Raw genomic sequence first — 21,581 nt, forward strand, 5'->3', positions numbered from 1 at the left:
TGCGCGTGGTGTTGTTCCGGGTAGTAGCGGGATCGAGAGTCGAGAGGTCTGATCATGAAGTCCGTGGCGTTGTCCCCGGAGGCCCGTACCGAAGCCCTGCGGGCGATGCGGTCCGAGTCGGGTACCGAGCTGGACGTGCTCGTGATCGGGGGTGGGGTGGTCGGCGCCGGCACGGCGCTGGACGCCACCACCCGCGGCCTGTCGGTCGGCCTCGTCGAGGCACGGGACTTCGCCTCGGGGACGTCCAGCCGGTCGTCGAAGCTGATCCACGGTGGCCTGCGCTACCTGGAGATGCTCGACTTCCGGCTGGTCACCGAGGCGCTGGGTGAGCGCGGGCTGCTGATCCAGCACCTCGCGCCGCACCTGGTGCGCCCGGTCCCGTTCGTCTACCCGCTCAAGCACCACGTCTGGGAGCGCTTCTACGCCGGCTCCGGCGTCGCGCTCTACGACTCGCTCGGGTACCTCACCGGCCGGGCACGCGGCCTGCCGCACCACCGCCACCTGACGCGCCGCGGCGCGCTCAAGGTGGTCCCGTCGTTGAAGCCGGAGGCGTTGACCGGGGCGCTCGAGTACTACGACGCCCAGGTCGACGACGCCCGGCACACGATGGAGATCGCCCGCACGGCGGCGGCGTACGGGGCGCACGTCGCGACCCGCGCCCGCGTCGTCGGACTGCTGAAGGACTCCGGACGCGTCGTCGGCGCGACCGTGCAGGACCTGGAGTCCGGCGAGCAGTTCGACATCCGGGCCAAGCAGGTGATCAACGCGACCGGCGTGTGGACCGACGACACGCAGGGCCTGGCCGGCGAGCGCGGCCTGTTCAAGGTGCGCGCGTCCAAGGGGATCCATCTGGTCGTGCCACGGGACCGCATCCGCGGCGACGCGGGCCTGATCCTGCGCACCGAGAAGTCCGTGCTGTTCGTCATCCCGTGGGGCAGGCACTGGATCATCGGCACCACCGACACCGACTGGGACCTGGACAAGGCCCACCCCGCGGCCAGCGCCGCGGACATCGACTACCTGCTGCAGCACGTGAACGCCGTGCTGGAGCAGCCGCTGACGCACGACGACGTCGAGGGCGTCTACGCCGGTCTGCGCCCGTTGCTGTCCGGCGAGTCGGAGTCGACGTCGAAGCTCTCCCGCGAGCACGCCGTCGCGATCCCGGTGCCGGGGCTCGTCGTCGTCGCCGGTGGCAAGTACACGACGTACCGGATCATGGCGAAGGACGCGGTGGACGCCGCCGTGCACGGGCTCGACGCGAACGTGCCGGAGTCGTGCACCCAGGACGTGCCGCTGCTCGGCGCGCAGGGCTACCAGGCCTACCGGAACGGGACGGCGCTGCTGGCGCGGCGCAGCGGGCTCCGCAAGGTCCGGATCGAACACCTCCTCGGGCGCTACGGCTCGCTGATCGACGAGGTCCTCGAGGTGGCGGCCGCCGACCCGACGCTCGCCGAACCGCTGGCCGGCGCCGACGACTACCTCCGCGCCGAGGTCGTCTACGCCGCGTCGCACGAGGGCGCCCGGCACCTGGAGGACATCCTCGCCCGACGGACCCGGATCTCGATCGAGACGTTCGACCGTGGTGAGGCCGCCGCCGAGGAGACGGCACGCCTCGTGGCGCCGGTACTGGGCTGGAACGACGAGCAGATCGCGCGCGAGGTCGACCACTACCGCAAGCGCGTGCAGGCCGAGCGGGAGAGCCAGCGCATGCCCGACGACGCGACCGCCGACGCCGCGCGGCTCGGGGCACCGGACGTCGTGCCGGTCAGCGGATAGAACCGGATTGGCAGAGCCCGAGCGCACCCCGGACGGCCGCTACATCGTCGTCCGGGGCCGCCGCTGGCGTGCCGCGGACCCCGAACTGCCCGACCACGTCCGCGACGCGCTGCAGCACCACCTCGGCCGGGCCCGCTCCGGCGTGCGAACGGCCGAGCGCGACGGGGACGACGACGCCGTGCGCCGCGCCAGGAACCGGGTGAACACGGCCAAGCACGGCCTCGGCGAGCGCGGCAGCCCGTGGTGGGACCTCGACCTGGACGACCGCCGGAACCGGTGGGAGCGTGCGCTGTCCGAACTCGACCGGGACGGCCGACACCGCGGTGCCCTCGGCGGAGCGCCGTAGGCCGGTCGCGAGATCGCTCCCCATCGAGGACCGGACCTGTCCTCGTTCACTCCTACCGTTCGTGGTGTCGGACCGAGCACCCCACCCGGTCCCCGAACGAGAGGCGCAGCGATGAACGCGACCGACACCCCCGTCACCCTCACCGGCGAGCGCGCCGACCTGATCGCGCTGCTGGAGCGCCACCGCGGCTTCCTCCTGCGGACCGCCGACGGGCTGACCGAGGAGCAGGGCCGCACGGCGAGCACGGTCAGCGCGCTGACGATCGGGTCGCTGCTCAAGCACGTCGCGGACACCGAGGAGCAGTGGTTCCGGTTCGCGCTCGAGGGCGCGGGGGCGTTCGGGGGCTGGACCGAGAACGTCGACTGGGACGCGGTCGACGCGGCGGAGGACGCCGACGAGTGGGAGGACACCCGGTTCGTGCTGGCCGAGCACGAGTCGCTGGACTTCCTGCGGGCGCGGATCGAGCAGGTCGCGGCGCGCTCCGAGGAGATCCTGCGCACTGCCGACCTCGACACGTCGCACGACCTGCCGGTGGCGCCGTGGTTCGAGGCGGGGGCGCGCTGGTCGGTCCGGCGGGTCGCGATCCACATGATCGCCGAGATCAGCCAGCACTCCGGCCACGCGGACATCATCCGTGAGGCCATCGACGGCCAGAAGACGATGGGCTGAGGACCGATGGACGACACGGCGAGCGGGATGACGACGATCCAGGAGACCGCGGGGCGGGGGCTGACCGGCGAGCGCGCCGTCCTGCTGGAGACGCTGGCGAAGCACCGGATGTTGTTCCGGCACACGGTGACCGGCCTGAGCGAGACCGACGCGCGGCGGCGAACGACGGCCAGCGTGCTGACGCTCGGCGGGCTGCTCAAACACGTCGTCGAGGTCGAGCGGGGCTGGCTCGACTTCGTCGAGACCGGTCACGTCGAGGGCTCCGAGAAGTGGGCGGACTTCACACCGGAGGCGGTCGCCGACGGCACGACGCCCGAGCGCGAGGACATGACGCTCGGCGACGACGAGTCGGTCGCGGGCTGGTTGGAGCGCTGGGACGACGTCGCGGCGCGCACCGACGCGTTCGTCGCGACCGGCGACCTGGACATCACGCACCCGCTGCCGGACGCACCGTGGAACCCGCCCGGCATGTCCTGGTCGGCGCGACACGTGCTGGCGCACGTGATCGGCGAGACGGCCCAGCACAGCGGGCACGCGGACATCATCCGCGAGTCCATGGACGGGCAGAAGAGCATGGGCTGACTCCCCCGGACTACGTTCGTGGCATGGCGGATCTGGTCTCACTCGCGGACATCGAGGCGGCGGCCGAGCGGATCTCCGGCCGGGTCGTGCACACCCCGACGGTGCCGTCGCCCGGCCTGTCCGCGCTGCTCGGCGTTCCGGTCACGACGAAGCTGGAGCACCTGCAGCGCAGCGGGTCCTTCAAGGCCCGCGGGGTGTTCACCAAGATCGCCACGCTGACCGCGGCCGAGCGCGACGCCGGCCTGGTCGCGGTCAGCGGCGGCAACCACGGGATCGCCGTCGCGGACGCCGCGGGCTCGCTCGGCATCCGCGCGACCGTCGTCATGCCGGACTACGCGTCGGCGCGCGCCGTGGACGGGTGCCGCGCGGCGGGCGCCGAGGTCCGGCTCACCCCGGACGTCCCGAGCGCGTTCGCGCTGGCCACCGAGCTGGAGGCGGCGGGTACGACGCTGGTGCACCCGTTCGACGACCCGGCCACGATCGCCGGGCAGGGCACCGTCGGTCTCGAGATGGCCCGCGACCTGCCGGAACCCGTCACCGATGTGCTGGTCAGCATCGGTGGCGGCGGCCTGGCCTCCGGGGTCGCCGCCGCGGTCCGGGCGTTGCTGCCGGGTGTGCGGGTCTGGGGTGTGGAGACGGTCGGGGCGGAGGCGATGTCCGCGGCGCTGAGGGCAGGTGGACCGGTACCGGTCGAGCTGTCGTCGTTCGTCACGTCGCTCTCGGCGCCGTCGGCGTCGCAGCTGACCTACGACCACGTCCGCGAGCTGGTGCACGAGGTGCTCGTGGTCTCCGACGACGAGGCGCTGCACGGCACCGTCGAGCTCGCCGAGCACGGGCGGGTGTGGGCGGAGCCCGCCGCCGGCTGCCTGGTCCCGGCCGCGCGGCGGGTGATCGACCGCGTCGACGACGCCCGGATCGCGCTCGTGGTCTGCGGCGGCAACACGTCGTTCGCCGACATCGCCGCGCGCCTCCCCTGACCCGGCCCCGCTCCGTGGCTCCGGACCGCGCGAGAGCTGCTCCGGTCCGGTCCGGGCGGCCACGGACTATCGCGGCCCCGGGCGGCGTTGTGGCGGGTGTGGACGCGGACGTGGTGGTGATCGGAGCCGGGCAGGCCGGGCTCTCGGCCGCGTACGGGCTGCGACGGGGCGGGCTGGAGCCCGGCGGTGGGTCCGGCGGCTTCGTCGTCCTGGACGGCGAGCACGGTCCGGGCGGGGCGTGGCGGCACCGGTGGCCGACGCTGCGGGTGGACGACACGCACCGGATCTCGGACCTGCCTGGGCTCCCGTTCGCCCCGGACGACCTCACCCGGCCGGCGAACGAGGTCGTGCCCGAGTACTTCGCCGACTACGAGCGCACGTTCGACCTGCGGGTCGTACGGCCCGTGCACATCTCCGCCGTGCGCGACGATGCGCCGGACATGCGCGTCGAGACCGACGCCGGCACGTGGACGACCCGCGCGCTGATCAATGCGACCGGTACCTGGACGCGACCGTTCGTCCCGTCCTACCCCGGTGCGGCGACGTTCCGCGGGCGGATGCTGCACGCCGTCGGGTACCGCGGGCCGCAGGAGATGGCGGGCAGGCGGATCGTCGTGGTCGGCGGCGGCTCGACGGCCGTGCAGCTGCTGCTCGAGATCGCGCCGTTCGCCGCGTCCACGCGCTGGGTCACCCGTCGCGAACCGGAATGGTTCGACGGGCCGTTCGACAGCGAGAGCAGCGGACGCGGAACGAGTCTCAGCGCTGCGCGCGGACGTGCGGCCGTCGCTCGGGTCGAGGAACGGGTGCGCCGGGGACTGCCGCCGCGCAGCGTGGTGAGCGTGACCGGGCTGGCGCGGACGCCGGCCGTCGTCGGGGGCATCCGGTCCGGCGTGCTGGACCGGCGCCCGATGTTCGAGCGGATCACGCCGGACGGCGTGGTGTGGGCCGACGGCACCGCCGAGGACGCCGACGTGATCCTCTGGGCGACCGGGTGGCGCCCGGCCGTCGGCCACCTGTCGCCCCTGCACCTGACGAGCCCGTCGGGCGGGATCCGGCTCGACGGCACCCGCGCCGTCGCGGACCCGCGCGTGCATCTCGTCGGCTACGGGCCGTCGGCGAGCACGATCGGCGCGAACCGGGCGGGTCGCGCCGCCGCGAAGGCGGTCGTGGACCTGCTCGCCGCCGAGGACCGCGTGGCCGCCTGAGCTGCGCTCACGCCTCGGCGAGCCGCTCCCGTCGCAGCACCAGGTACTCGCGCACGACCAGCACGATGATCGCGACGTCGAGCGCGGCGAGGAACGGCAGCAGGATCGACCCGGTGTGGAACGCCCGGTAGATCTCGTACCCGACGAACACGCCGAGCACGACGACGGCCAGCGGGTACACCCGTTCCCATTTCTTCAGCAGCGCGACGACGAGTGCGAGCTTCAGCACCCCGTGCAGACCGAGGTAGACGACGGCGAACGTCCGGTTGCCCGACGCGAACTCGGCCGTGCCGGCGACCAGGTGGCGGGCCAGCGTGCCGTCCGGCGGGCCGATCAGGTCCCTGGCCAGGATCTCCGACACCACACGGCCGACCAGGTCGCCGGACACGGCCAGCACCAGCACGGCACCGATCAGCTCCAGCGCGCCGTCGATGCCCTTGATCACCAGTGCGATCCGGAACAGCCGGTCCACCGTCCTCCCGGCGACCGGCCGGTCGCTCATCGGGTGATCCCGGTGTGGCCGGGCGAGCAGCGGCCCGGCTGCGGCCGGACGCACGGACCGTGCGGACCGTCCCCGACGGGGATCCGCCTGATCAGGTGCCCGTCGCCCGGGGACAGCACGTACACCTCGTTGTTGTACCGCCCGGAGAGCCACGGCTGCGACCCGTCGGCCGTCACGTTCCCCGTGTCGGGCGACGCCGGGCCATGACGACGGTCGGGGCACCCGGGGACGACCTCGTGGAGACCGCCCGCGCGGCGTATGGTTCTTAGCGATGCTCAATAAATCCGGGGACCGCTACCGCTGGATCGCGCTGTCCAACACGACGCTCGGCGTGCTGATCGTGACGATCAACATGTCGATCCTGCTGATCGCGCTGCCGGACATCTTCCGCGGCATCGGGATCGATCCGCTGGCGCCGGACAACATCGACTACCTGCTCTGGCTGATCATGGGCTACCTCGTGGTCACGGCCGTGCTGGTGGTCAGCTTCGGGCGGCTCGGCGACATGTTCGGCCGGACCCGGATGTACAATCTGGGCTTCGCCGTGTTCACGGTGTTCTCGGTCCTGCTGGCCGTGACGTGGATGAAGGGCGACGCCGGCGCGCTCTGGCTGATCGCGATGCGGGTGCTGCAGGGCGTCGGCGGCGCGCTGCTGCTGGCCAACTCGACGGCGATCCTCACCGACGCGTTCCCGGCCGACCGGCGTGGCCTGGCGCTCGGCATCAACCAGGTCGCGGCCATCGCGGGCTCGTTCCTCGGCCTGATCATCGGCGGGGTGCTGGCGCCGGTGAACTGGCACCTGGTGTTCCTCGTGTCGGTCCCGGTCGGCGTGTTCGGGACGGTCTGGGCCTACCTGAAGCTGCGCGACACCGGCGTGCGACGGGCCGCGCGGATCGACTGGTGGGGCAACCTGACGTTCGGCGTCGGGCTGATCGCCGTGCTGCTGGGGATCACGTACGGCATCCAGCCCTACGCCGGCCACACGATGGCCTGGACCAGCCCGCTGGTGCTGACGCTGATCGTCGGCGGCGTCGTGGTGCTCGGGCTGTTCACCTGGATCGAGCGCCGGGTGCCGGAGCCGATGTTCCACATCTCGCTGTTCTCGATCCGCGCGTTCACCGCGGGCAACCTGGCCAGCCTGCTCGCCGCGCTCGGCCGCGGCGGGCTGCAGTTCATCCTGATCATCTGGCTGCAGGGGATCTGGCTGCCTGAGCACGGCTACGCGTTCGAGTCGACGCCGCTGTGGGCCGGGATCTACATGGTCCCGCTGACGATCGGGTTCCTGGTCGCCGGACCGGTCTCCGGCATCCTGTCCGACCGCTACGGCGCACGGGCATTCGCGACGCTCGGCATGCTCGTCGCGGCCGCGACGTTCCTGCTGCTCCTGCTGCTGCCGGTGGACTTCGACTACCGCGCGTTCGCGGCGCTGCTGGCCGTGAACGGACTGGCCATGGGCCTGTTCAGCTCGCCGAACCGGGCCGCGATCATGAACTCGCTCCCCGCCCACCAGCGCGGCGCCGGCTCCGGCATGACGTCGACGTTCCAGAACGCCGCCACCGTGCTCTCGATCGGCGTGTTCTTCTCGATGCTGATCCTGGGCCTGTCCACGTCCCTACCGACGACGCTGTTCGACGGGCTCACCGCGCAGGGTGTGCCGGCCGCCGCCGCTCAGCGGATCGCCGACCTCCCGCCGGTCGGGACGCTGTTCGCCGCGCTGCTCGGATACAACCCGATCGCGACGCTGCTCGGCCCCCAGGTGCTCGCCGGCCTGGACCCGGCGAAGGCGGCGTTCCTCACCGGCCGCGAGTTCTTCCCGCAGCTGATCTCCGGGCCGTTCGCCGACGGCCTGACGTTCGCGCTCGGGTTCGCCGCCGCGGCGTGCCTGGTCGCGGCCGTCGCGAGCGCCCTGCGCGGCGGGAAGTACCAGCACGACGACTCCGCCGCCCGCACCGAGGTGAGCCTCAGCCGCGTCTGACCCCTTGCCCGTCAAACGACCGTTTGACAGGCAGGGCACCACCGAGCAGGAGGTACAGCGATGCCCCGGATCACGCCGGTCCCCGCGGACCCCGACGGCAACCCGGTCACGAACTCGGTTCTCGCCAGGGTGCTCGGCAGGCGGCCGGACATCGCGCAGGCGTTCGGCTCGCTGGACGCGGCGATCCGGTTCCACGGGCGGCTGCCGGGCTCGTTGAAGGAAGCCGTCCGCCGCGCGACCGCCGGTCAGGTCGGCTGCGCGTACTGCGCGTCGCTGGACGCAGGCGCTCCCCCGCGCGAGAGCAGCGACGCGGACCGGCGCGAGTCGCTGGCCGTCGGGTTCGCCCAGTTCGTCGCGCAGGACCCGGCCGGCATCTCGGACGCGCAGTTCGACGTGCTGCGCGAGGAGTTCGACGAGGAGGAGATCCTCGAGCTGGTCGCGTTCGTCTGCTTCGTCGGCGTGGCCGGACAGATGTTCGGCGCCGTGATGGGCCTGGAGGAGGCACCACCGGAGGAGGCCGCGGCCTACCAGCGGATGGTCGCCCGGCGTGGGTGACCGTCAGCCCGTCGAGACCTCCGAACCGTCCTGTGCCCAGCGGGTGTGGAACGTGCCGTCGGAGTCGGTGCGCCGGTAGGTGTGCGCGCCGAAGAAGTCGCGTAGCCCCTGGATCAGGTTCGCCGGGCCACGCTCGCGCCGGTAGCCGTCGTAGTAGCTCAGGCTCGACGAGAACGCCGGGATCGCGACACCCTGCGCCGTCGCCGTCGCCACCACCCGCCGCCACGCGTCCTGCGCGTCCGCGACGGCCTGGGTGAAGTACGGAACCATCAGCAGGTTGTCCAGGTCCGGGTGCTCGGCGTAGGCGTCGCGGATCCGGTTCAGGAACTGGGCCCGGATGATGCAGCCGCCGCGCCAGATCGTCGCCATCGCGCCCAGGTCGAGGTTCCAGTCGTTCTGCTGCGACGCGGCGCGCATCTGTGCGAAGCCCTGCGCGTAGGCGACCACCTTGGACGCGTACAGCGCCTGCCGGATGTCCTCGACGAGGTCGTCCCGGTTCGAGCCGGAGCCCGGTGTCGGTCCGGCGAGCGTCGTCGACGCGGCCCTGCGCTCGTCGCGCAACGAGGAGAGGGTACGGGCGAACACGGCCTCGGTGATGCCGGTCAGCGGCACGCCCAGGTCGAGCGCGTCGATCGCCGTCCAGCGGCCGGTGCCCTTCTGCTCGGCCTGGTCCACGATCACGTCGACGAGCGGCGCGCCGGTCTTCTCGTCGGTCTTCGCCAGTACCTTGCCGGTGATCTCGATCAGGAACGACTCGAGGTCGCCGGTGTTCCACTGCTCGAAGATCTTCCCGATCTCCGGCGCCGACAGGCCCGCGACGTGCGTGAGCAGGTCATAGGCCTCGGCGATCAGCTGGATGTCGGCGTACTCGATGCCATTGTGCACCATCTTCACGTAGTGCCCGGCTCCCCCGGGACCGACGTGCGTGCAGCACGGGGTGTCGTCGACGACGGCGGCGATCGCCGTCAGGATCTCCTCCACCTCGGCGTAGGCCTCGGGGTCGCCGCCGGGCATGATGCTCGGCCCGAGCAGCGCGCCCTCCTCGCCGCCGGACACGCCGACGCCCATGAAGCGCAGGCCGCGCTCCTGGCAGTACGCGGCACGACGGTCGGTGTCCGGGAAGTGCGAGTTGCCGGCGTCGATGATGATGTCGCCCTTGTCGAGCAGCGGTGCCAGCTCGTCGATCACGGCGTCCACCGGCGGGCCCGCCTTCACCATGACGACGATCGTGCGCGGCGTCTCGAGCGCGTCCACGAACTCCTGCAGCGACTCGGAGCCGGTGAACGGTCCCTCGTCGCCGAAGTCCTTCATGAATTCCTGGGTCTTCGACGTCGTGCGGTTGTGCACGGCGACCGGGAACCCGCGCCGTGCCATGTTCCGGGCCAGGTTCGCTCCCATCACCGCGAGTCCGGTGACCCCGATCCGGCTCTTCTCCGCCATCAGACGTCCTTCCTGCCGTCGCGCCGCATGTCCGGCGCCCATCCTGTCAGCGCACGGGCCGGTCGTGCGCGGCGATCGTCGTTCGTCGTCCGTCACAGTCGGTTCCGCGTCCGTTCCGCAGTGCGGGACGGCATCCCGCGCCCGGGCCGCCTCCTCCGTAGCGTGGGCATCGTGGCGCACTCGGGTTACGACGTCGTGCTCGTCCGGCACGGCGAGACCGTCGGGTACGAGAACGATCTGGGACTGACCGAGCGGGGTGAGCAGCAGGCGATCGACCGCGGGAAGGAGCTGGCCGCCTCGCTGGCGCCCGGTACCCGGGTGGTGATGCCGCACGCGCGGAGCAAGCGGGCGACCGCGACGGCCGTCGTCCTGCACCGCGAGCTGTCCGCGGCCGCCGATCTCGATCTCGGCGCGCTGTACCCGGAGCCGTCGTTCGACAACCTCCGGGCCAGTGTGGACGGTGTCGTCGACGACATGAACGTCTCGATGGCCCGGCGCCTGGCCCTTCCCGCGGACGAGAGGCCGGACTGGGCGCGCGAGTTCGACCGCTTCGACACCGACCACGGTGCGATCTCCGCGGCCGGCGGGCCGATCGAGTTCTGGGTGCGGACGCCGACGCTGTTCCTGGAGCCCCCCGCCCTGTCCGTGCACCGCGTGTGGGCCGGGATCACGGCGCTCGCACCGGAATCCGGGACACTGACCGCCGTCGTCGCCACGCACTCGGCGCCGATGCGGGCGATGCTCAACACGGTTCTCGGCCGCGACCCCGGCGAGCCGGAGAACCTCGAGGAGATCCACGTGCGCGTCGCACCGGACGCCTCGGCCGAGGTCACCTACCGCGGCGAGACGATCGGCTACTCCGGCCCTCCGGTGCTCCCGCCGTGGTTCGACCGGTCGTTCCTGGACACGTTCGGGCGCTGACGTCCCCGCCGAGATGCGGTCCAGCGGGAAATGTCGATCTCCGCGGCCCGCTCAGCCGCATCTCGACGGTCCCGGCGGCCCAGCCGGTCCGCACGCCGCGACGTCGCCGGCCAGCAGCGTCGCCGAACCGGGCCGGCCGGCTCCGCTTCCGCTGCGCCTCGCATCCGGTCGCTCCGGTCCTGGTGCGGCCGCCCCGGTCCTGGTGCGGCCGCCCCGGTCCTGGTGCGGCCGCTCCGGTCCTGGTCCGGCCGTGGTCCGGCGTGGTCCGGCCGTGGTCCGGCCTGGTCCGTCGCGTCCGGACGGGGCTCCGGCCCGTCGCGCGGAAAGGTCGTACGAGGTTCCCGACTACTACTCGGCGAGGAACCCGCGCAGCAGCTCCGTCGTGCGCTCCGGGGCGTGCGCCGGGATCCAGTGCCCCACGTCGTCGACGCGTTCGTAGCGGAACGGCCCGTCGACCCACTCCGCCGAGATCGTCATCTGCTCCTCGGTCAGCGCCGCGTCCCCGCTGCTCCACACGCCGAGCACCGGACAGGTGATCCGGGGCAGCTGCGGGGCCTTGCGACCGACGAACGTGGCCGGGTCGATGTTCGCCCGGTACCAGTTCAGCGACGCGGTCAGCGCGCCGGGGCGGGACAGGTCCGCGATGTGCCGGGCCAGGAGCGGGTCGTCCGGGGCGGAGCCGGCGTGCAGCCAGGAGCGCAGCAACGCCCAGTCGTCGTCGGGCATCACGGACTCGGCGACGCCCGGGAACTGGAACCAGAGCATGTACCAGGAGCGAGCCTTCTGCTCCAGCGGAGCGGTCGCGAACGCCCCGGGGTGCCCGACCGAGAACGCCGCGTACCGCGTCACCCGCGGGCTGAACATCGTGACGGCCCACCCGAGGGCGGAGCCCCAGTCGTGCCCGGCGAGCGCGAACTCGTCGATCCCGAGCGCGTCGGCCAGCCCGAGCACGTCCCCGGCCAGCGTCTGCATCCGGTACTTCTCGACGTCACCGGGCCGGTCCGAGTCACCGAACCCGCGCAGGTCCGGCGCGACGACCCGGTACCCGTCCGCGGCCAGCGCCTCGATCTGGTGCTCCCACAACGACGCCCGGTCCGGCCATCCGTGCAGCAACACCACCGCCTGCCCGGTACCTCCGGTGTCGGTGACGGACAACGTGATCCCGGGCAGCTCCACACGCGACGGCTCCACGGTCCGCACCGTAGCCCGCGGCGCAGTCGATCGGCACGCGCTCGCACCGCCCCACGCACCCCGCCCCGGCGTGTCGCACCTGCTGCGACGGGTGCGGCACGCCGACACGGGGTGCGACACGCGGTGCGGCGGTGCGGCGGTGCGGCGGTGCGGCGGTGCGGCGGTGCGGCGGTGCGGCGGTGCGGCGGTGCGGCGGTGCGGCGGTGCGGCGGTGCGGCGGTGCGGCGGTGCGGCGGTGCGGCGGTGCGGGTTCGCGTCCGGATCGGCCGAGCGTGGGGCCGTCCCGGGACCGCCCCACGCCGCGGATCCGCCGGACGGCATCCAGAATCGGATCCGTGCTCCGTCGACCTCGAACCGCCGCGCAGGACCCCACCGACGAGAGGGCGGGCCGGCGCGGCACGGTCGCGGCGATCGGGGTCACCGGCGGTGTGGTCGGTGGACTGATCGGCGGCGGGAGCGGGGTGCTGTTCGTCCCGGCCCTCGACCGGTTCACGTCGATGTCGCGGGCGCGGATCCACGGCACGTCGACGATCGCGAACATCGGCGTCTGTGTGAGCGGCGCCATCGCCTACGCGGTCGGCGGCGGGGCGCTGGACCTGCGCGTCGGGCTCGGGATGACGGCGGGCGGGATCCTCGGCGGATGGATCGGGCCCCGGCTGCTGGCCCGGGCGTCGGAGACGCTGCTGCGCGTCCTGCTGATCGCGATCCTGGTGCTCACCGCGGCGAAGTTCGCCGTCGACGCCGTCGGCCTCCCGCTGCTGACGCACGCCGTGCTCCCCGCGGACTGGCTGGCCGACCTGCGGTTCGTCGTCCCGGCGACGGTCGTCGTCGGCGTGGTCATCGGGGCGTGGTCCGGCGCGATGGGGCTGGGCGGCGGGCTGATCGCGGTACCGGCCCTGGTGTTGCTGTTCGGGGTGGAGCTGCACGTCGCGGCCGGGACGTCGTTGCTGATGTTCATCCCGAACTCGATCGTCGGGTCGTGGGTGCACCTGCGTCAGGGCACCGCGTCGTCGTGGTGGGGATGGCTGCTCGGCCTGACCGCCGCCCCTGGCGTGGTCGCCGGGGCGGCGCTCGGGCTGGCGCTCGACGCCGTCGTGCTCGGGGTCGTGTTCGGGACGTTCGCGCTGGCCATGGCCGTGCGGGAGATCTGGCAGCTGGCGCGCCGCCGCGGCCGTCATCCGTGACGGGCGCTGACGTCGGCGTGCTCGGGACGGACGTCCGGGTCGTGGGCCCGCCGGAGCCGGCCGACCACGTCCGCACGCTCGGCGAGCACTACCCGCGGGCGATCGAGAAGGCCGGCCGGGTCTAGAAGGCCGGCCAGGGGATCGCGGGCCCGTAACCGGACGGCTCCGGGAACGTCCGCTGGTTCAGCAGACCGTCCACACGGGACCGCAGCGCGGCCACCTCGCGGCGGGTGACGTGCTCGTTGAGCGTCTCGGCGAGCTCACCGGAGAGCTTGCGCCGCAACGCACGCAGCGGTTCCAGCAGCGCGTCGCCGATCTCGTCGCCGGTCCATCCCCACAGGACGGTGCGCAGCTTGTGCTCGGTGTGCAGCGTCAGGCCGTGGTCCACGCCGTACACGTGCTCGTCGCCGCCGACGAGCACGTGCCCGCCTTTGCGGTCGGCGTTGTTGACGACGACGTCGAACAGCGCCATCGCCTGCAGCTGCGGATGGTTCGAGTGCACGAGCACGACCGGGTCGCCCGCCCCGTCGCGGGCCCGCAGCACGGGCAGCCACCCGTCCGGCACCTCACCCGGCTCGCACAGCTCCACCAGCGACGCCGCCGCGATCGTGATCGTCTCGTCGATCTCGCCGTCCAGGTCGTCGTGCTCCGGGTCGGACAGCGCGCTCTCGTCCCCCGAGGACACCCACGCCTGCACCATCCCGGGCCCGAACGGCCCCTCGCGCAGCAGCGTCGGCGGCACGACGTGCAGTCCGGCTGCCTCCGAGACCAGGTAGCTGCCGACCTCCCGGCCGGCGAGCGTGCCGTCCGGGAAGTCCCACAGGGGGCGCTCCCCGCGCACCGGCTTGTACACGCAGCGCAGGTCCACGCCGTCGGCGCTGACGGTGCCGAACAGCGTCGCGTTCGACGCGTCGACGAGCCGCCCGGTGATCTCGATCCGGCCGCGCGCGAGAACCTCGTGCACCGCCGGGTCGCGCAGATCGGGAACGCCGCTCGTGGTCACTCCGCCTCGGCCACGGGGTTGCGCTCGTGGTAGCCGTTCAGGCGCACGCAGACGTGGCCCTCCGGGTCGAGCGGCTCAGCACACAGCGGGCACGGCGGGCGGCCGGCCGAGACGACCCTCTCCGCGCGGTCGGCGAACGCCTTGGCCGCGGACGGGGACAGGAACACCCGGAGCGCGTCCGGGCCCTCCTCGGTGTCGTCGAGCACGACCGACTCGTCGACCTCCTCCTCGGTCACCGCGAGCAGTTCGACGACGATCGAGCTCGAGTCCGCGTCCCAGCCCAGGCCCATGGTGCCGACCCGGAACTCCTCCTCGAGCGGCACCGAGAGCGGGTCCGAGTCGGACGCCGTCGCCTCGACGGTCGCGGGCTCCGTCTCCTCGCCGAACCGCTTGCCGACCTCGCCGAGCAGCGCGGTGATGCGTTCGGCCAGCACGGAGACCTGCTGTTTCTCCAGGAGCACGCTGATCGTCCGGGAGCTCTCCTCCGCCTGCAGGTAGAACGAGCGGTCGCCGGGCTCGCCGACGGTCCCGGCCACGAAGCGGTCGGGCTGACGGAAGACGTGGATGACGCGTGACATGACCACACCAGGGTAAGGCACCGCCGTTCGGGCGGCACCTCGCACCCGCGTGCGGCCCGGCACACTACCTCACGCGTTCGTGGCGCCCCCGACCACCGCGTCCGATTCGCTCGGAGTGTCGGCGCTCCCGCCGTCGGCCTGGGCGTCCTCCGGCTTCGGCTCGGGCGGGATGAGGCTCGCCACGTCACCGGACTGCTCGTTCATCCGGGCGACGAACGGGCGCAGCTCGGTGTAGTTCACGACGCTCACCGAGCAGGTGTCGACGACGATCCGCTGGAAGTTGTCCAGATGGCAGGCCAGCGCGTCGGCCAGCACGGCCTTGATCACGTCGCCGTGGCTGCACGCCACCCAGATCGCGTCCTTGCCGAACTCGGAGGTGATCCGCTTCGTGTGCCTGCGGATCGCGGCGACCGAGCGCGCCTGCATGTCGGCCAGGCCCTCGCCGTCGGGGAACACGGCGGCCGACGGGTGCGCCTGCACCACCCGCCAGAGGTCCTCCTTGCCAAGGTCGGAGATCTTCGACCCGGTCCACGAGCCGTAGTCGACCTCGGCCAGGTCCTCCTCGACGACGGGTTCCAGCCCACGAGCCGCGGCCAGCGGTGCGACGGTCTGGCGGCACCGTTCCATCGGCGAGGTCACGATCGCGGCCAGCGGCAGCGACGCCAGCCGCTCGACGACCTTCTCGGCCTGCTCGCGGCCCTTCTCGTCGAGCTGAACGCCGGGCGTGCGACCGGCCAGCACACCGGCCGTGTTCGACGTCGAACGCCCGTGGCGCAGCAGGATCAGCGTGGTCACGGCCGCCGACCCTACGTCAGGCTCACGTGGCGGACACGGCGCCGATCGACAGCGCGGCCAGCAGCGCCACGCCGAGCGCGATCCGGTAGGCCACGAACACGTACACCGTGTTGTTCTGGACGAACTTCAGCAGCCACGCGATCACGGCGTAGCCGACCACGCCCGCGATCACCACGGCGACGACCATCTGGACGACGCTCGGCCCGTCGCCGGCCCCGATGTCCTTGAGCTGGAACAGGCCCGCACCGAACACCGACGGGATGGCCAGCACGAACGAGTACCGCACGATCGCCGGCCGCGTGAGACCGAGGAACAGGCCCGCCGTGATCGTGCCGCCGGAGCGGGAGACGCCGGGGACCAGCGCCATCGCCTGCGCGAACCCGAGGATGATCCCGTCCCGGACGGTGATCTTCCCCATCGGCTTGACCTGCTTGCCGAACCGCTCGGCGAGCCCGAGCAGGAGGCCGAACACGATCAACGTGGACGCCACCAGCCACAGGTTCCGCGCCGCGCCCTCGATGCTGTCCTTGAACAGCACGCCGAGCACCGCGATCGGCACCGAACCGATGATCACCAGCCAGGCCAGCCGGTACTCGTCGGTGGCCCTGACCTCGGGGTCACGGAACCCGCGCAGCCACGTGACGAACAGGTTCCAGAGGTCGCGGGCGAAGTAGATGATCACCGCGGCCTCGGTCCCGATCTGGGACACGGCGGTGAACGCCGCGCCCGGGTCGTTGCCGAAGAACACTCCGGACGCGATCCGCAGGTGTGCGGACGACGAGATCGGGAGGAACTCGGTCAGGCCCTGCAACAGGGCCAGGACGACCACCTCGAACCAGCTCACGAGCCCTCCTCGCTGGCGCTCGTCGGCCACGTTCGCGGCGCGGCTGTGTCTGATGGTGAGCTCGCAAGCTCGCTCACGGCCGACGACCGTACCGGCGTGCCGAAACCACGTCCGAGAGGGGCCGATGCCTAGGGTGAGGACCCGTGCAACGCAGACCCGTCGGCGCCAGCGGCCTCCAGGTGTCCCGGATCGGGCTGGGCACGATGACCTGGGGCGAGGACACCGACGTCGAGGCCGCCCGCGCGCAGCTCCGGACGTTCGTCGACGACGGCGGCACGCTCGTCGAGACGGCCGACGACTACGGCGGCGGCAGGGCCCAGCAGATCCTCGGCGGGTTGCTCCGGACGATCGTGCGGCGCGACGAGGTCGTGCTGGCCGGGCGCGGCGCCCCACCACCCGGGAGTCACCCGTCGCGTGCGGCGCTGCTGGACGGGCTGGACGCCACGCTGCGGCGCGTCGGCGTCGACCACCTCGACCTGTGGCAGTTCCCGGCGTGGGACCCGCGGGTGCCGCTGGACGAGACGCTGTCCGCGGTGCAGGTCGCCGTGTACTCCGGGAAGGTCCGCTACGCCGGGCTGGTCGCGCCGCGCGGGTGGCAGCTGGCCACGGTCGCGGAGCGGTCGGCCGCGACCGGCAACGTCGCGCGCCCGGTGTCCGCGCAGGTGGAGTACTCGCTGCTGGCCCGCGGGCCCGAGGCCGAGCTGCTGCCCGCCGCCGAGCACCACGGCGTCGGGCTGCTCGCCTGGGCCCCGCTCGGGCGCGGCGTGCTCACCGGCAAGTACACCGACGGCACGCCCGCCGACTCGCGCGCGGCGTCGTCGCTGCTGGCCGGGTACGTGGAGGCCCGGCGGACGGAGCGGTCGGCGCGGATCGTCCAGTCCGTGCTGACGGCCGCGGACGGGCTCGGCACGTCACCGCTGTCGGTGGCGCTGGCCTGGGTGCGGGACCGTCCCGGCGTGGCGTCGGCGGTCGTCGGTGCCCGGGACGCCGCCCAGCTGCGGGCGTCGACGGCGGCCGAGCAGGTCGTGCTCCCGGCCGAGATCCGGACCGCGCTCGACGACGTGTCCGAACCCGTCTGAACACCCGGGGACGGTCGGGCGGGCGGAGCCGGCGGGGGCGAGAACTCTGGCCGTCGGCGCGCGGCCGGACCTATGGTGGTCCGACACCCGCCGTTCACGCGGGCGCCACAGGCGAGACCAGGAGCGTGAGAGTGGACGCGATCGGTACCGAGGAGGCGGCCGAGGGGAATCCCCGGGCCGGGAGCCGGATCGGCGAGGGCTGGTCCGACGACCGGTACGAGTACCGCCCGGTGCGCATCGACGGGGACATCTCCCGGGTGACCGCCGCGGTGCGGCTGGCCATCCAGGCCGAGTTCTCCGGCTGGGAACTGTCCCGCCTCCGCCTCTACCCGGGCGGCGTCCGGAAGGTGGTCCTGCGGCGCCGCCGCAGTCAGCATCCGCTCCAGCCGGAGCCCACCTTCTAGGGCTGTCCGGCGTCGTAGGTGTGGCCCGCCTTCCGCAGGCGGGTGACCAGGCTCAGCCCCATCGCCGTCGCGGGCGTGAGCGATCCCGCACGGTCCGGGAGATCGGTGTCCAGGGCGAGGCAGAGCGCGCTCTCGCCGAGCATCACAGCCGTCGCCGCGTAGCCCGGGTCACCCGGCCCCGCGACCGTCGCGCCGACCGTCCGGCCGTCGACCGTCGTGCCGGTGAACCGGAGCCGGAAGAACCCGTTCTGCCGGGTCTTCTCGCTCGGGCCGGTCCCCGGCTTCGGCAGCACGCGCTCCAGCAGCCTGCGCGTCGGGCCCAGCGAACCGGCGCCGACGACCGCGCCCAGCACGCCGGTCACCCCTGCGGCGGTCGCCGCTCCGGCGATCCCGCGCCCGGCCGCCATCCGCTCCTCGTAGCGCAGGCCGCGGCCGTACGCCCAGTCCTGCAGCGCGTTGCTGCGCCGCACGACCCGGGTGTTGTACGGCGCCATCACGAACGGCGCGGTCCAGGAACCGTCCGGCTCACGGTGGGGCGGCGCGGCGTCGCCCGGCTGGTCCCGCGCCGGTTCGGCGGCGGCGTCCGGGCTCAGCGAGTGCGGGCGCGACGCGGTCCGGCGCGCGTCCCGGTCCCCGGACACGGCCTCCAGCTGGCCGAGCAGCGACGCGAGCGTGCCGCCGCTGATCCCGCCGCGGATCGTCGCGACGGCACGGGCGTGCGCGAGATCGGCGCCCGCCGCGTCGTGCAGCAGCAGCATGCCGAGGTCGGACGGGATCGAGTCGAATCCGCAGGAGTGCACGATCCGCGCGCCCGACTCCCTGGCGATGGCGTCGGTCCGGTCGATGGCGTCGCGGACGAACAGCACCTCGCCGGTGAGGTCGCAGTAGTGCGTGCCGGCGCGGGCGCACGCCTCGACCAGCGGCATGCCGTACCGCGCGTAGGGCCCGACGGTCGTCAGGACGACCGTCGTGGACCCCGCCATCGCCGCGACGGACGCCGGGTCGGACGAGTCCGCTGTGATCAGCGGCCACTCGCGGGCGGCGGCCGGGAGCCCGGCCCGCACCCGCTCGAGCTTGTCGCGCGACCGTCCGGCCAGCGCGATGCGAGCGTCCGCGGGAGCGGCTCCGGCCAGGTACTCCGCCGTCAGCGCCCCGACGAACCCCGTCGCTCCGAAGACGACCACATCGTGTTCGCTCATCCGCGGAGCATGTCAGGAACGGTCCGGGCGATCAGCTCCAGCCGCCGTAGGGCACGGTCAGGAACTCCATGACGTGCCCGCTCGGGTCGTCGAAGTAGACGCCGCGGCCGCCGTCGTTCGTGTTCGTCTCGCCGCTGGTGCGGTCCCACGGGCTCGGGCCGTAGGCGACGCCCTGCTCGCGCAGGCGGGCGAACGCCGCGTCGAACTCGTCGTCGGTGAGCAGGAACGCGTAGTGCTGCCCGCCGGTCGTGCCCGGGTCGTCGGCGTAGTCCAGGGACACGCCGTTGCCGGTCCGAACGACGAGGAACGGCCCGAACGGCGTCGGGTCCGGCAGGTCGAGCAGGCCGGTCAGGAACGTGGCCCCGAGCTTCTTGTCGAGGGACGCGACGATGGTGTGGTTCAGCTCAGCCATGCAACGAGGATGCGGGGTGAAGTCGGCTTCAGGTCAAGACCCTCGCGCGGAGCTCGTCGACGTCGAACGCGCCCGGCTCCATCCCCTCGCGCGCCGCACGCCGGGCGAGCCCGGTCAGCCGGGCGTTGACCGGCGCCGGGACCCCGACCCGGCGCCCGATCCGCACGACCTCGCCGTTCAGGAAGTCCGTCTCGATCGTGCCGGTGCCCCGGGCCAGCGACTGCCAGCTCGAACTGCCCAAGCCGGGCGGCTCGCCGGGGACCGACTCGAACGACAGGCCGTCCGGCTGCCATCCCGCGCGGGACTCCTCGTCGCCGACGACCGCGATGCCGGCCGCGTCGAACACGGCCCGTGCCTCCGCCTGCGCGGCCCGGCGCACGTCCTTCGCGCCGGACGCGTCGCCGAGCAGCGCCTCCAGGACGTTGCCCAGGTTCGCGAGCAGCTTGCGGTACTTCCACTCCATGACCGCGTCCGGGCACCGGACCAGGCAGCCGGCCGGTTCCCAGTCGCGGACCAGTCCGTCGAACAGGGCGGTGTCGGCGGACGGATCGGTGGACGCGCCGAAGCGGCCGACGTGGAAGACCCCGCGCCGCGGCGTGCCCCGGACGATCACCTCACCGGGCTCCACCATGACCGTCGGGAACCAGACGCACAGGCCGTACACGCGCTCGACGTAGCGCAGCGCGATCTCCTCACCGGTCACGCCGTTCAACGCGACGAGCATCGGCAGCAGGTCCGCGACGCGGCCGACCGTGCCGTCGGGCCCGTGCACCGGCACGTCGGCCCACCCGGTCACGGCGGCCTCGGCGTCCTGGGTCTTCGTCGTCAGCACCAGGACGTCGTCGACGGTCAGGTAGGCGTCCTCGGCCGCGGTCACGACCGGGACCGGCACCGTGACCGTCGTGTCCGGGCAGCGCAGCGTGACACCGCCGGCCGCCATGGCGCGGGCGTGCTCGCCGCGGGCGACGAGCAGGACGTCGACGCCCTGCTGCGCCAGCAGGCCGCCGAGCGCGCTGCCCACCGCACCGGCGCCGACGACGACGTAGCGGGTCACGGCTCAGTGGTCCGACCAGTCGACCTTCGGCGGCCGGGGGCTCCCCTTCGGACCGGGTACGCCGCGGAAGCCGTACGGCGCGGGCTCACGGCCGGGCTGCACGAACCAGCACTCCCCCGTCCCCTGACCCTCCAGGATCTGTTCGACGGCGGCGGCGACGTCGTCCGCGGTGAGCAGCGGGAAGTCGGCGAACCGGTCCTTGGCGCGCGCGATCAGCGGGGTGTCCGCGAAGCCGGGGCAGACGGCGTTGACGCGGATGCCGTCCGGCTCGAGCACCGGGGCGGACGACCGCACGTAGCCGACGACGGCGTGCTTCGTCGCCGTGTACAGCGCGTCGCCGGGCATCGGCACGATCCCGGCCAGCGACGACGTCGCGACGATGTCGCCGCCCCCGGCCCGTCGCAGCGCCGGCACGGCGGCGGTCAGACCGAACACGACGTGGTCCAGGTTCACGCCCATGATCCGGCGGTAGCCCGCGACGTCGAGGTCCTCGACCCCGGACTGCCCGCTGGTCATCCCGGCGTTGAGGAACACGACGTCCAGGCGCCCGAAGCGCTCCTCCGTCTTCGCGACGGCGGCCGGCATGGCCTCCGGGTCCGTCACGTCGCCGGGCAGCGCCAGACCGCCGGACGGCTCCGCGATCGCCGTGGCGCCGTCGGCGTCCCGGTCCGCGACGGCGACCTGCGCACCGGCCGCCACCAGCCGTCCGACCGTCGCCGCACCGATGCCCGACGCGCCGCCGGTGACGAGAGCGACCTTGCCCGAGAGATCCATGCCGTCACCCTGCCACTCGTGGGCCCGCCGCGACCATGATCACCTGACACTCAGGGCTGCCGCCGGCCCGATCGACAGCCATGGGTGCCAGGTGATCACGCGGAGCGGAGGCTCTG

Annotated in this window: 24 protein-coding genes; 13 read left to right on the top strand and 11 right to left on the bottom strand. The window is 73.1% G+C overall.

The features are described 5' to 3' along the window. The first annotated feature begins 54 nt into the window (after positions 1-54). The 6 genes from EV378_RS07500 to EV378_RS07525 all read left to right on the top strand — a co-directional run bounded on the left by EV378_RS07500 (position 55) and on the right by EV378_RS07525 (position 5,555). Positions 55-1,776 (top strand): glycerol-3-phosphate dehydrogenase/oxidase, encoded by a 1,722-nt coding sequence (locus EV378_RS07500; RefSeq protein ID WP_132422105.1) that lies wholly within the window; start codon positions 55-57, stop codon positions 1,774-1,776. Positions 1,777-1,783: 7 nt separating this feature from the next. Further along, on the top strand, positions 1,784-2,122 hold the full coding sequence (locus EV378_RS07505; protein ID WP_132422107.1) for a hypothetical protein: 339 nt from the start codon (positions 1,784-1,786) through the stop codon (positions 2,120-2,122). A gap of 111 nt (positions 2,123-2,233) precedes the next feature. Continuing rightward, positions 2,234-2,791, top strand: coding sequence for a DinB family protein (locus EV378_RS07510; RefSeq protein ID WP_132422109.1), 558 nt, complete (start codon positions 2,234-2,236; stop codon positions 2,789-2,791). Positions 2,792-2,797: 6 nt separating this feature from the next. Beyond that, positions 2,798-3,373 carry a DinB family protein gene (locus EV378_RS07515; RefSeq protein WP_207908593.1) on the top strand — a complete coding sequence of 192 codons (576 nt, stop codon included), beginning with the start codon at positions 2,798-2,800 and terminating at the stop codon, positions 3,371-3,373. Between the two features lie 23 nt (positions 3,374-3,396). After that, positions 3,397-4,350, top strand: coding sequence for a threonine ammonia-lyase (locus EV378_RS07520; RefSeq protein ID WP_243653333.1), 954 nt, complete (start codon positions 3,397-3,399; stop codon positions 4,348-4,350). A gap of 89 nt (positions 4,351-4,439) precedes the next feature. After that, the gene (locus EV378_RS07525) at positions 4,440-5,555 is read left to right on the top strand and encodes a flavin-containing monooxygenase (RefSeq protein WP_207908594.1); all 1,116 of its coding nucleotides are present in this window, start codon (positions 4,440-4,442) and stop codon (positions 5,553-5,555) included. A gap of 7 nt (positions 5,556-5,562) precedes the next feature. Here the strand turns inward: EV378_RS07525 and EV378_RS07530 are convergent, their stop codons facing one another. After that, positions 5,563-6,057: a DUF2127 domain-containing protein gene (locus EV378_RS07530; protein ID WP_132422111.1), complete on the bottom strand. Its 495-nt coding sequence runs from the start codon at positions 6,055-6,057 to the stop codon at positions 5,563-5,565. Positions 6,058-6,328: 271 nt separating this feature from the next. Here EV378_RS07530 and EV378_RS07540 point away from each other — a divergent pair, with 271 nt between their 5' ends. Then, the gene (locus EV378_RS07540) at positions 6,329-8,032 is read left to right on the top strand and encodes an MFS transporter (protein WP_132422113.1); all 1,704 of its coding nucleotides are present in this window, start codon (positions 6,329-6,331) and stop codon (positions 8,030-8,032) included. A 60-nt stretch (positions 8,033-8,092) separates the two neighbouring features. Next, positions 8,093-8,587, top strand: a complete 495-nt coding sequence (locus EV378_RS07545) for a carboxymuconolactone decarboxylase family protein (protein WP_132422115.1) — start codon at positions 8,093-8,095, stop codon at positions 8,585-8,587. 3 nt (positions 8,588-8,590) lie between these two features. On the opposite strand, the gene gndA is transcribed toward EV378_RS07545, so the two are convergent. Further along, entirely contained in the window at positions 8,591-10,027 is a 1,437-nt protein-coding gene (gene gndA, locus EV378_RS07550; RefSeq protein ID WP_132422117.1) for an NADP-dependent phosphogluconate dehydrogenase, read from the bottom strand. 171 nt (positions 10,028-10,198) lie between these two features. On the opposite strand from gndA, the gene EV378_RS07555 reads away from it, so the two are divergent. Further along, on the top strand, positions 10,199-10,948 hold the full coding sequence (locus EV378_RS07555; protein ID WP_132422119.1) for a histidine phosphatase family protein: 750 nt from the start codon (positions 10,199-10,201) through the stop codon (positions 10,946-10,948). 348 nt (positions 10,949-11,296) lie between these two features. On the opposite strand, the gene EV378_RS07560 is transcribed toward EV378_RS07555, so the two are convergent. Then, the gene (locus EV378_RS07560) at positions 11,297-12,139 is read right to left on the bottom strand and encodes an alpha/beta fold hydrolase (protein WP_207908595.1); all 843 of its coding nucleotides are present in this window, start codon (positions 12,137-12,139) and stop codon (positions 11,297-11,299) included. 335 nt (positions 12,140-12,474) lie between these two features. Here EV378_RS07560 and EV378_RS07565 point away from each other — a divergent pair, with 335 nt between their 5' ends. Next, positions 12,475-13,323 (top strand): sulfite exporter TauE/SafE family protein, encoded by an 849-nt coding sequence (locus EV378_RS07565; protein WP_243653334.1) that lies wholly within the window; start codon positions 12,475-12,477, stop codon positions 13,321-13,323. After that, positions 13,320-13,448 carry a hypothetical protein gene (locus tag EV378_RS36705; RefSeq protein WP_279389599.1) on the top strand — a complete coding sequence of 43 codons (129 nt, stop codon included), beginning with the start codon at positions 13,320-13,322 and terminating at the stop codon, positions 13,446-13,448. The genes EV378_RS07565 and EV378_RS36705 overlap by 4 nt, the downstream gene beginning before the upstream one ends. Here EV378_RS36705 and EV378_RS07570 read toward each other — a convergent pair. From EV378_RS07570 to EV378_RS07585, 4 genes are all read right to left on the bottom strand, one after another. Further along, complete coding sequence (locus EV378_RS07570) at positions 13,445-14,326, bottom strand: SCO1664 family protein (RefSeq protein WP_243653335.1); 882 nt, start codon at positions 14,324-14,326, stop codon at positions 13,445-13,447. The genes EV378_RS36705 and EV378_RS07570 overlap by 4 nt on opposite strands. Beyond that, complete coding sequence (locus tag EV378_RS07575) at positions 14,323-14,904, bottom strand: DUF3090 domain-containing protein (RefSeq protein WP_132422123.1); 582 nt, start codon at positions 14,902-14,904, stop codon at positions 14,323-14,325. Before EV378_RS07575 ends, EV378_RS07570 begins: the two co-directional genes overlap by 4 nt. A 69-nt stretch (positions 14,905-14,973) precedes the next feature. After that, positions 14,974-15,699 carry a histidine phosphatase family protein gene (locus tag EV378_RS07580; RefSeq protein WP_132422125.1) on the bottom strand — a complete coding sequence of 242 codons (726 nt, stop codon included), beginning with the start codon at positions 15,697-15,699 and terminating at the stop codon, positions 14,974-14,976. 22 nt (positions 15,700-15,721) lie between these two features. Further along, positions 15,722-16,543 (bottom strand): undecaprenyl-diphosphate phosphatase, encoded by an 822-nt coding sequence (locus EV378_RS07585; RefSeq protein WP_132422127.1) that lies wholly within the window; start codon positions 16,541-16,543, stop codon positions 15,722-15,724. Positions 16,544-16,686: 143 nt separating this feature from the next. Here EV378_RS07585 and EV378_RS07590 point away from each other — a divergent pair, with 143 nt between their 5' ends. Together EV378_RS07590 and EV378_RS07595 are read left to right on the top strand one after the other, a co-directional pair. Next, positions 16,687-17,622 (top strand): aldo/keto reductase, encoded by a 936-nt coding sequence (locus EV378_RS07590; RefSeq protein WP_132422129.1) that lies wholly within the window; start codon positions 16,687-16,689, stop codon positions 17,620-17,622. A 188-nt stretch (positions 17,623-17,810) separates the two neighbouring features. After that, positions 17,811-18,026, top strand: coding sequence for a DUF5703 family protein (locus EV378_RS07595; protein WP_207908739.1), 216 nt, complete (start codon positions 17,811-17,813; stop codon positions 18,024-18,026). Here the strand turns inward: EV378_RS07595 and EV378_RS07600 are convergent. From EV378_RS07600 to EV378_RS07615, 4 genes are read right to left on the bottom strand one after another with little or no spacing between them, the layout of a single operon-like run. Next, entirely contained in the window at positions 18,023-19,225 is a 1,203-nt protein-coding gene (locus EV378_RS07600) for a saccharopine dehydrogenase family protein (RefSeq protein ID WP_132422131.1), read from the bottom strand. The two genes, EV378_RS07595 and EV378_RS07600, sit on opposite strands and share 4 nt — an antisense overlap. Before the next feature lie 31 nt (positions 19,226-19,256). Beyond that, positions 19,257-19,637, bottom strand: coding sequence for a VOC family protein (locus tag EV378_RS07605; protein WP_132422133.1), 381 nt, complete (start codon positions 19,635-19,637; stop codon positions 19,257-19,259). A 28-nt stretch (positions 19,638-19,665) separates the two neighbouring features. Beyond that, entirely contained in the window at positions 19,666-20,691 is a 1,026-nt protein-coding gene (locus EV378_RS07610) for a ketopantoate reductase family protein (protein WP_132422135.1), read from the bottom strand. Between the two features lie 3 nt (positions 20,692-20,694). Further along, positions 20,695-21,465, bottom strand: a complete 771-nt coding sequence (locus EV378_RS07615; RefSeq protein WP_132422137.1) for an SDR family oxidoreductase — start codon at positions 21,463-21,465, stop codon at positions 20,695-20,697. Between the last annotated feature and the right edge of the window lie 116 nt (positions 21,466-21,581).

Origin of the sequence: Pseudonocardia endophytica (assembly GCF_004339565.1) — a bacterium.
GTDB classification, from domain to species: Bacteria; Actinomycetota; Actinomycetes; order Mycobacteriales; family Pseudonocardiaceae; genus Pseudonocardia; species Pseudonocardia endophytica.

Coding starts and splice junctions, on each gene's coding strand:
- EV378_RS07500 (WP_132422105.1), top strand. CDS start 55: ATGAAGTCCGTGGCGTTGTCCCCGGAGGCCCGTACCGAAGCCCTGCGG.
- EV378_RS07540 (WP_132422113.1), top strand. CDS start 6,329: ATGCTCAATAAATCCGGGGACCGCTACCGCTGGATCGCGCTGTCCAAC.
- EV378_RS07545 (WP_132422115.1), top strand. CDS start 8,093: ATGCCCCGGATCACGCCGGTCCCCGCGGACCCCGACGGCAACCCGGTC.
- EV378_RS07510 (WP_132422109.1), top strand. CDS start 2,234: ATGAACGCGACCGACACCCCCGTCACCCTCACCGGCGAGCGCGCCGAC.
- EV378_RS07615 (WP_132422137.1), bottom strand. CDS start 21,465: ATGGATCTCTCGGGCAAGGTCGCTCTCGTCACCGGCGGCGCGTCGGGC.
- EV378_RS07515 (WP_207908593.1), top strand. CDS start 2,798: ATGGACGACACGGCGAGCGGGATGACGACGATCCAGGAGACCGCGGGG.
- EV378_RS07530 (WP_132422111.1), bottom strand. CDS start 6,057: ATGAGCGACCGGCCGGTCGCCGGGAGGACGGTGGACCGGCTGTTCCGG.
- EV378_RS07600 (WP_132422131.1), bottom strand. CDS start 19,225: ATGAGCGAACACGATGTGGTCGTCTTCGGAGCGACGGGGTTCGTCGGG.
- EV378_RS07605 (WP_132422133.1), bottom strand. CDS start 19,637: ATGGCTGAGCTGAACCACACCATCGTCGCGTCCCTCGACAAGAAGCTC.
- gndA (WP_132422117.1), bottom strand. CDS start 10,027: ATGGCGGAGAAGAGCCGGATCGGGGTCACCGGACTCGCGGTGATGGGA.
- EV378_RS07520 (WP_243653333.1), top strand. CDS start 3,397: ATGGCGGATCTGGTCTCACTCGCGGACATCGAGGCGGCGGCCGAGCGG.
- EV378_RS07575 (WP_132422123.1), bottom strand. CDS start 14,904: ATGTCACGCGTCATCCACGTCTTCCGTCAGCCCGACCGCTTCGTGGCC.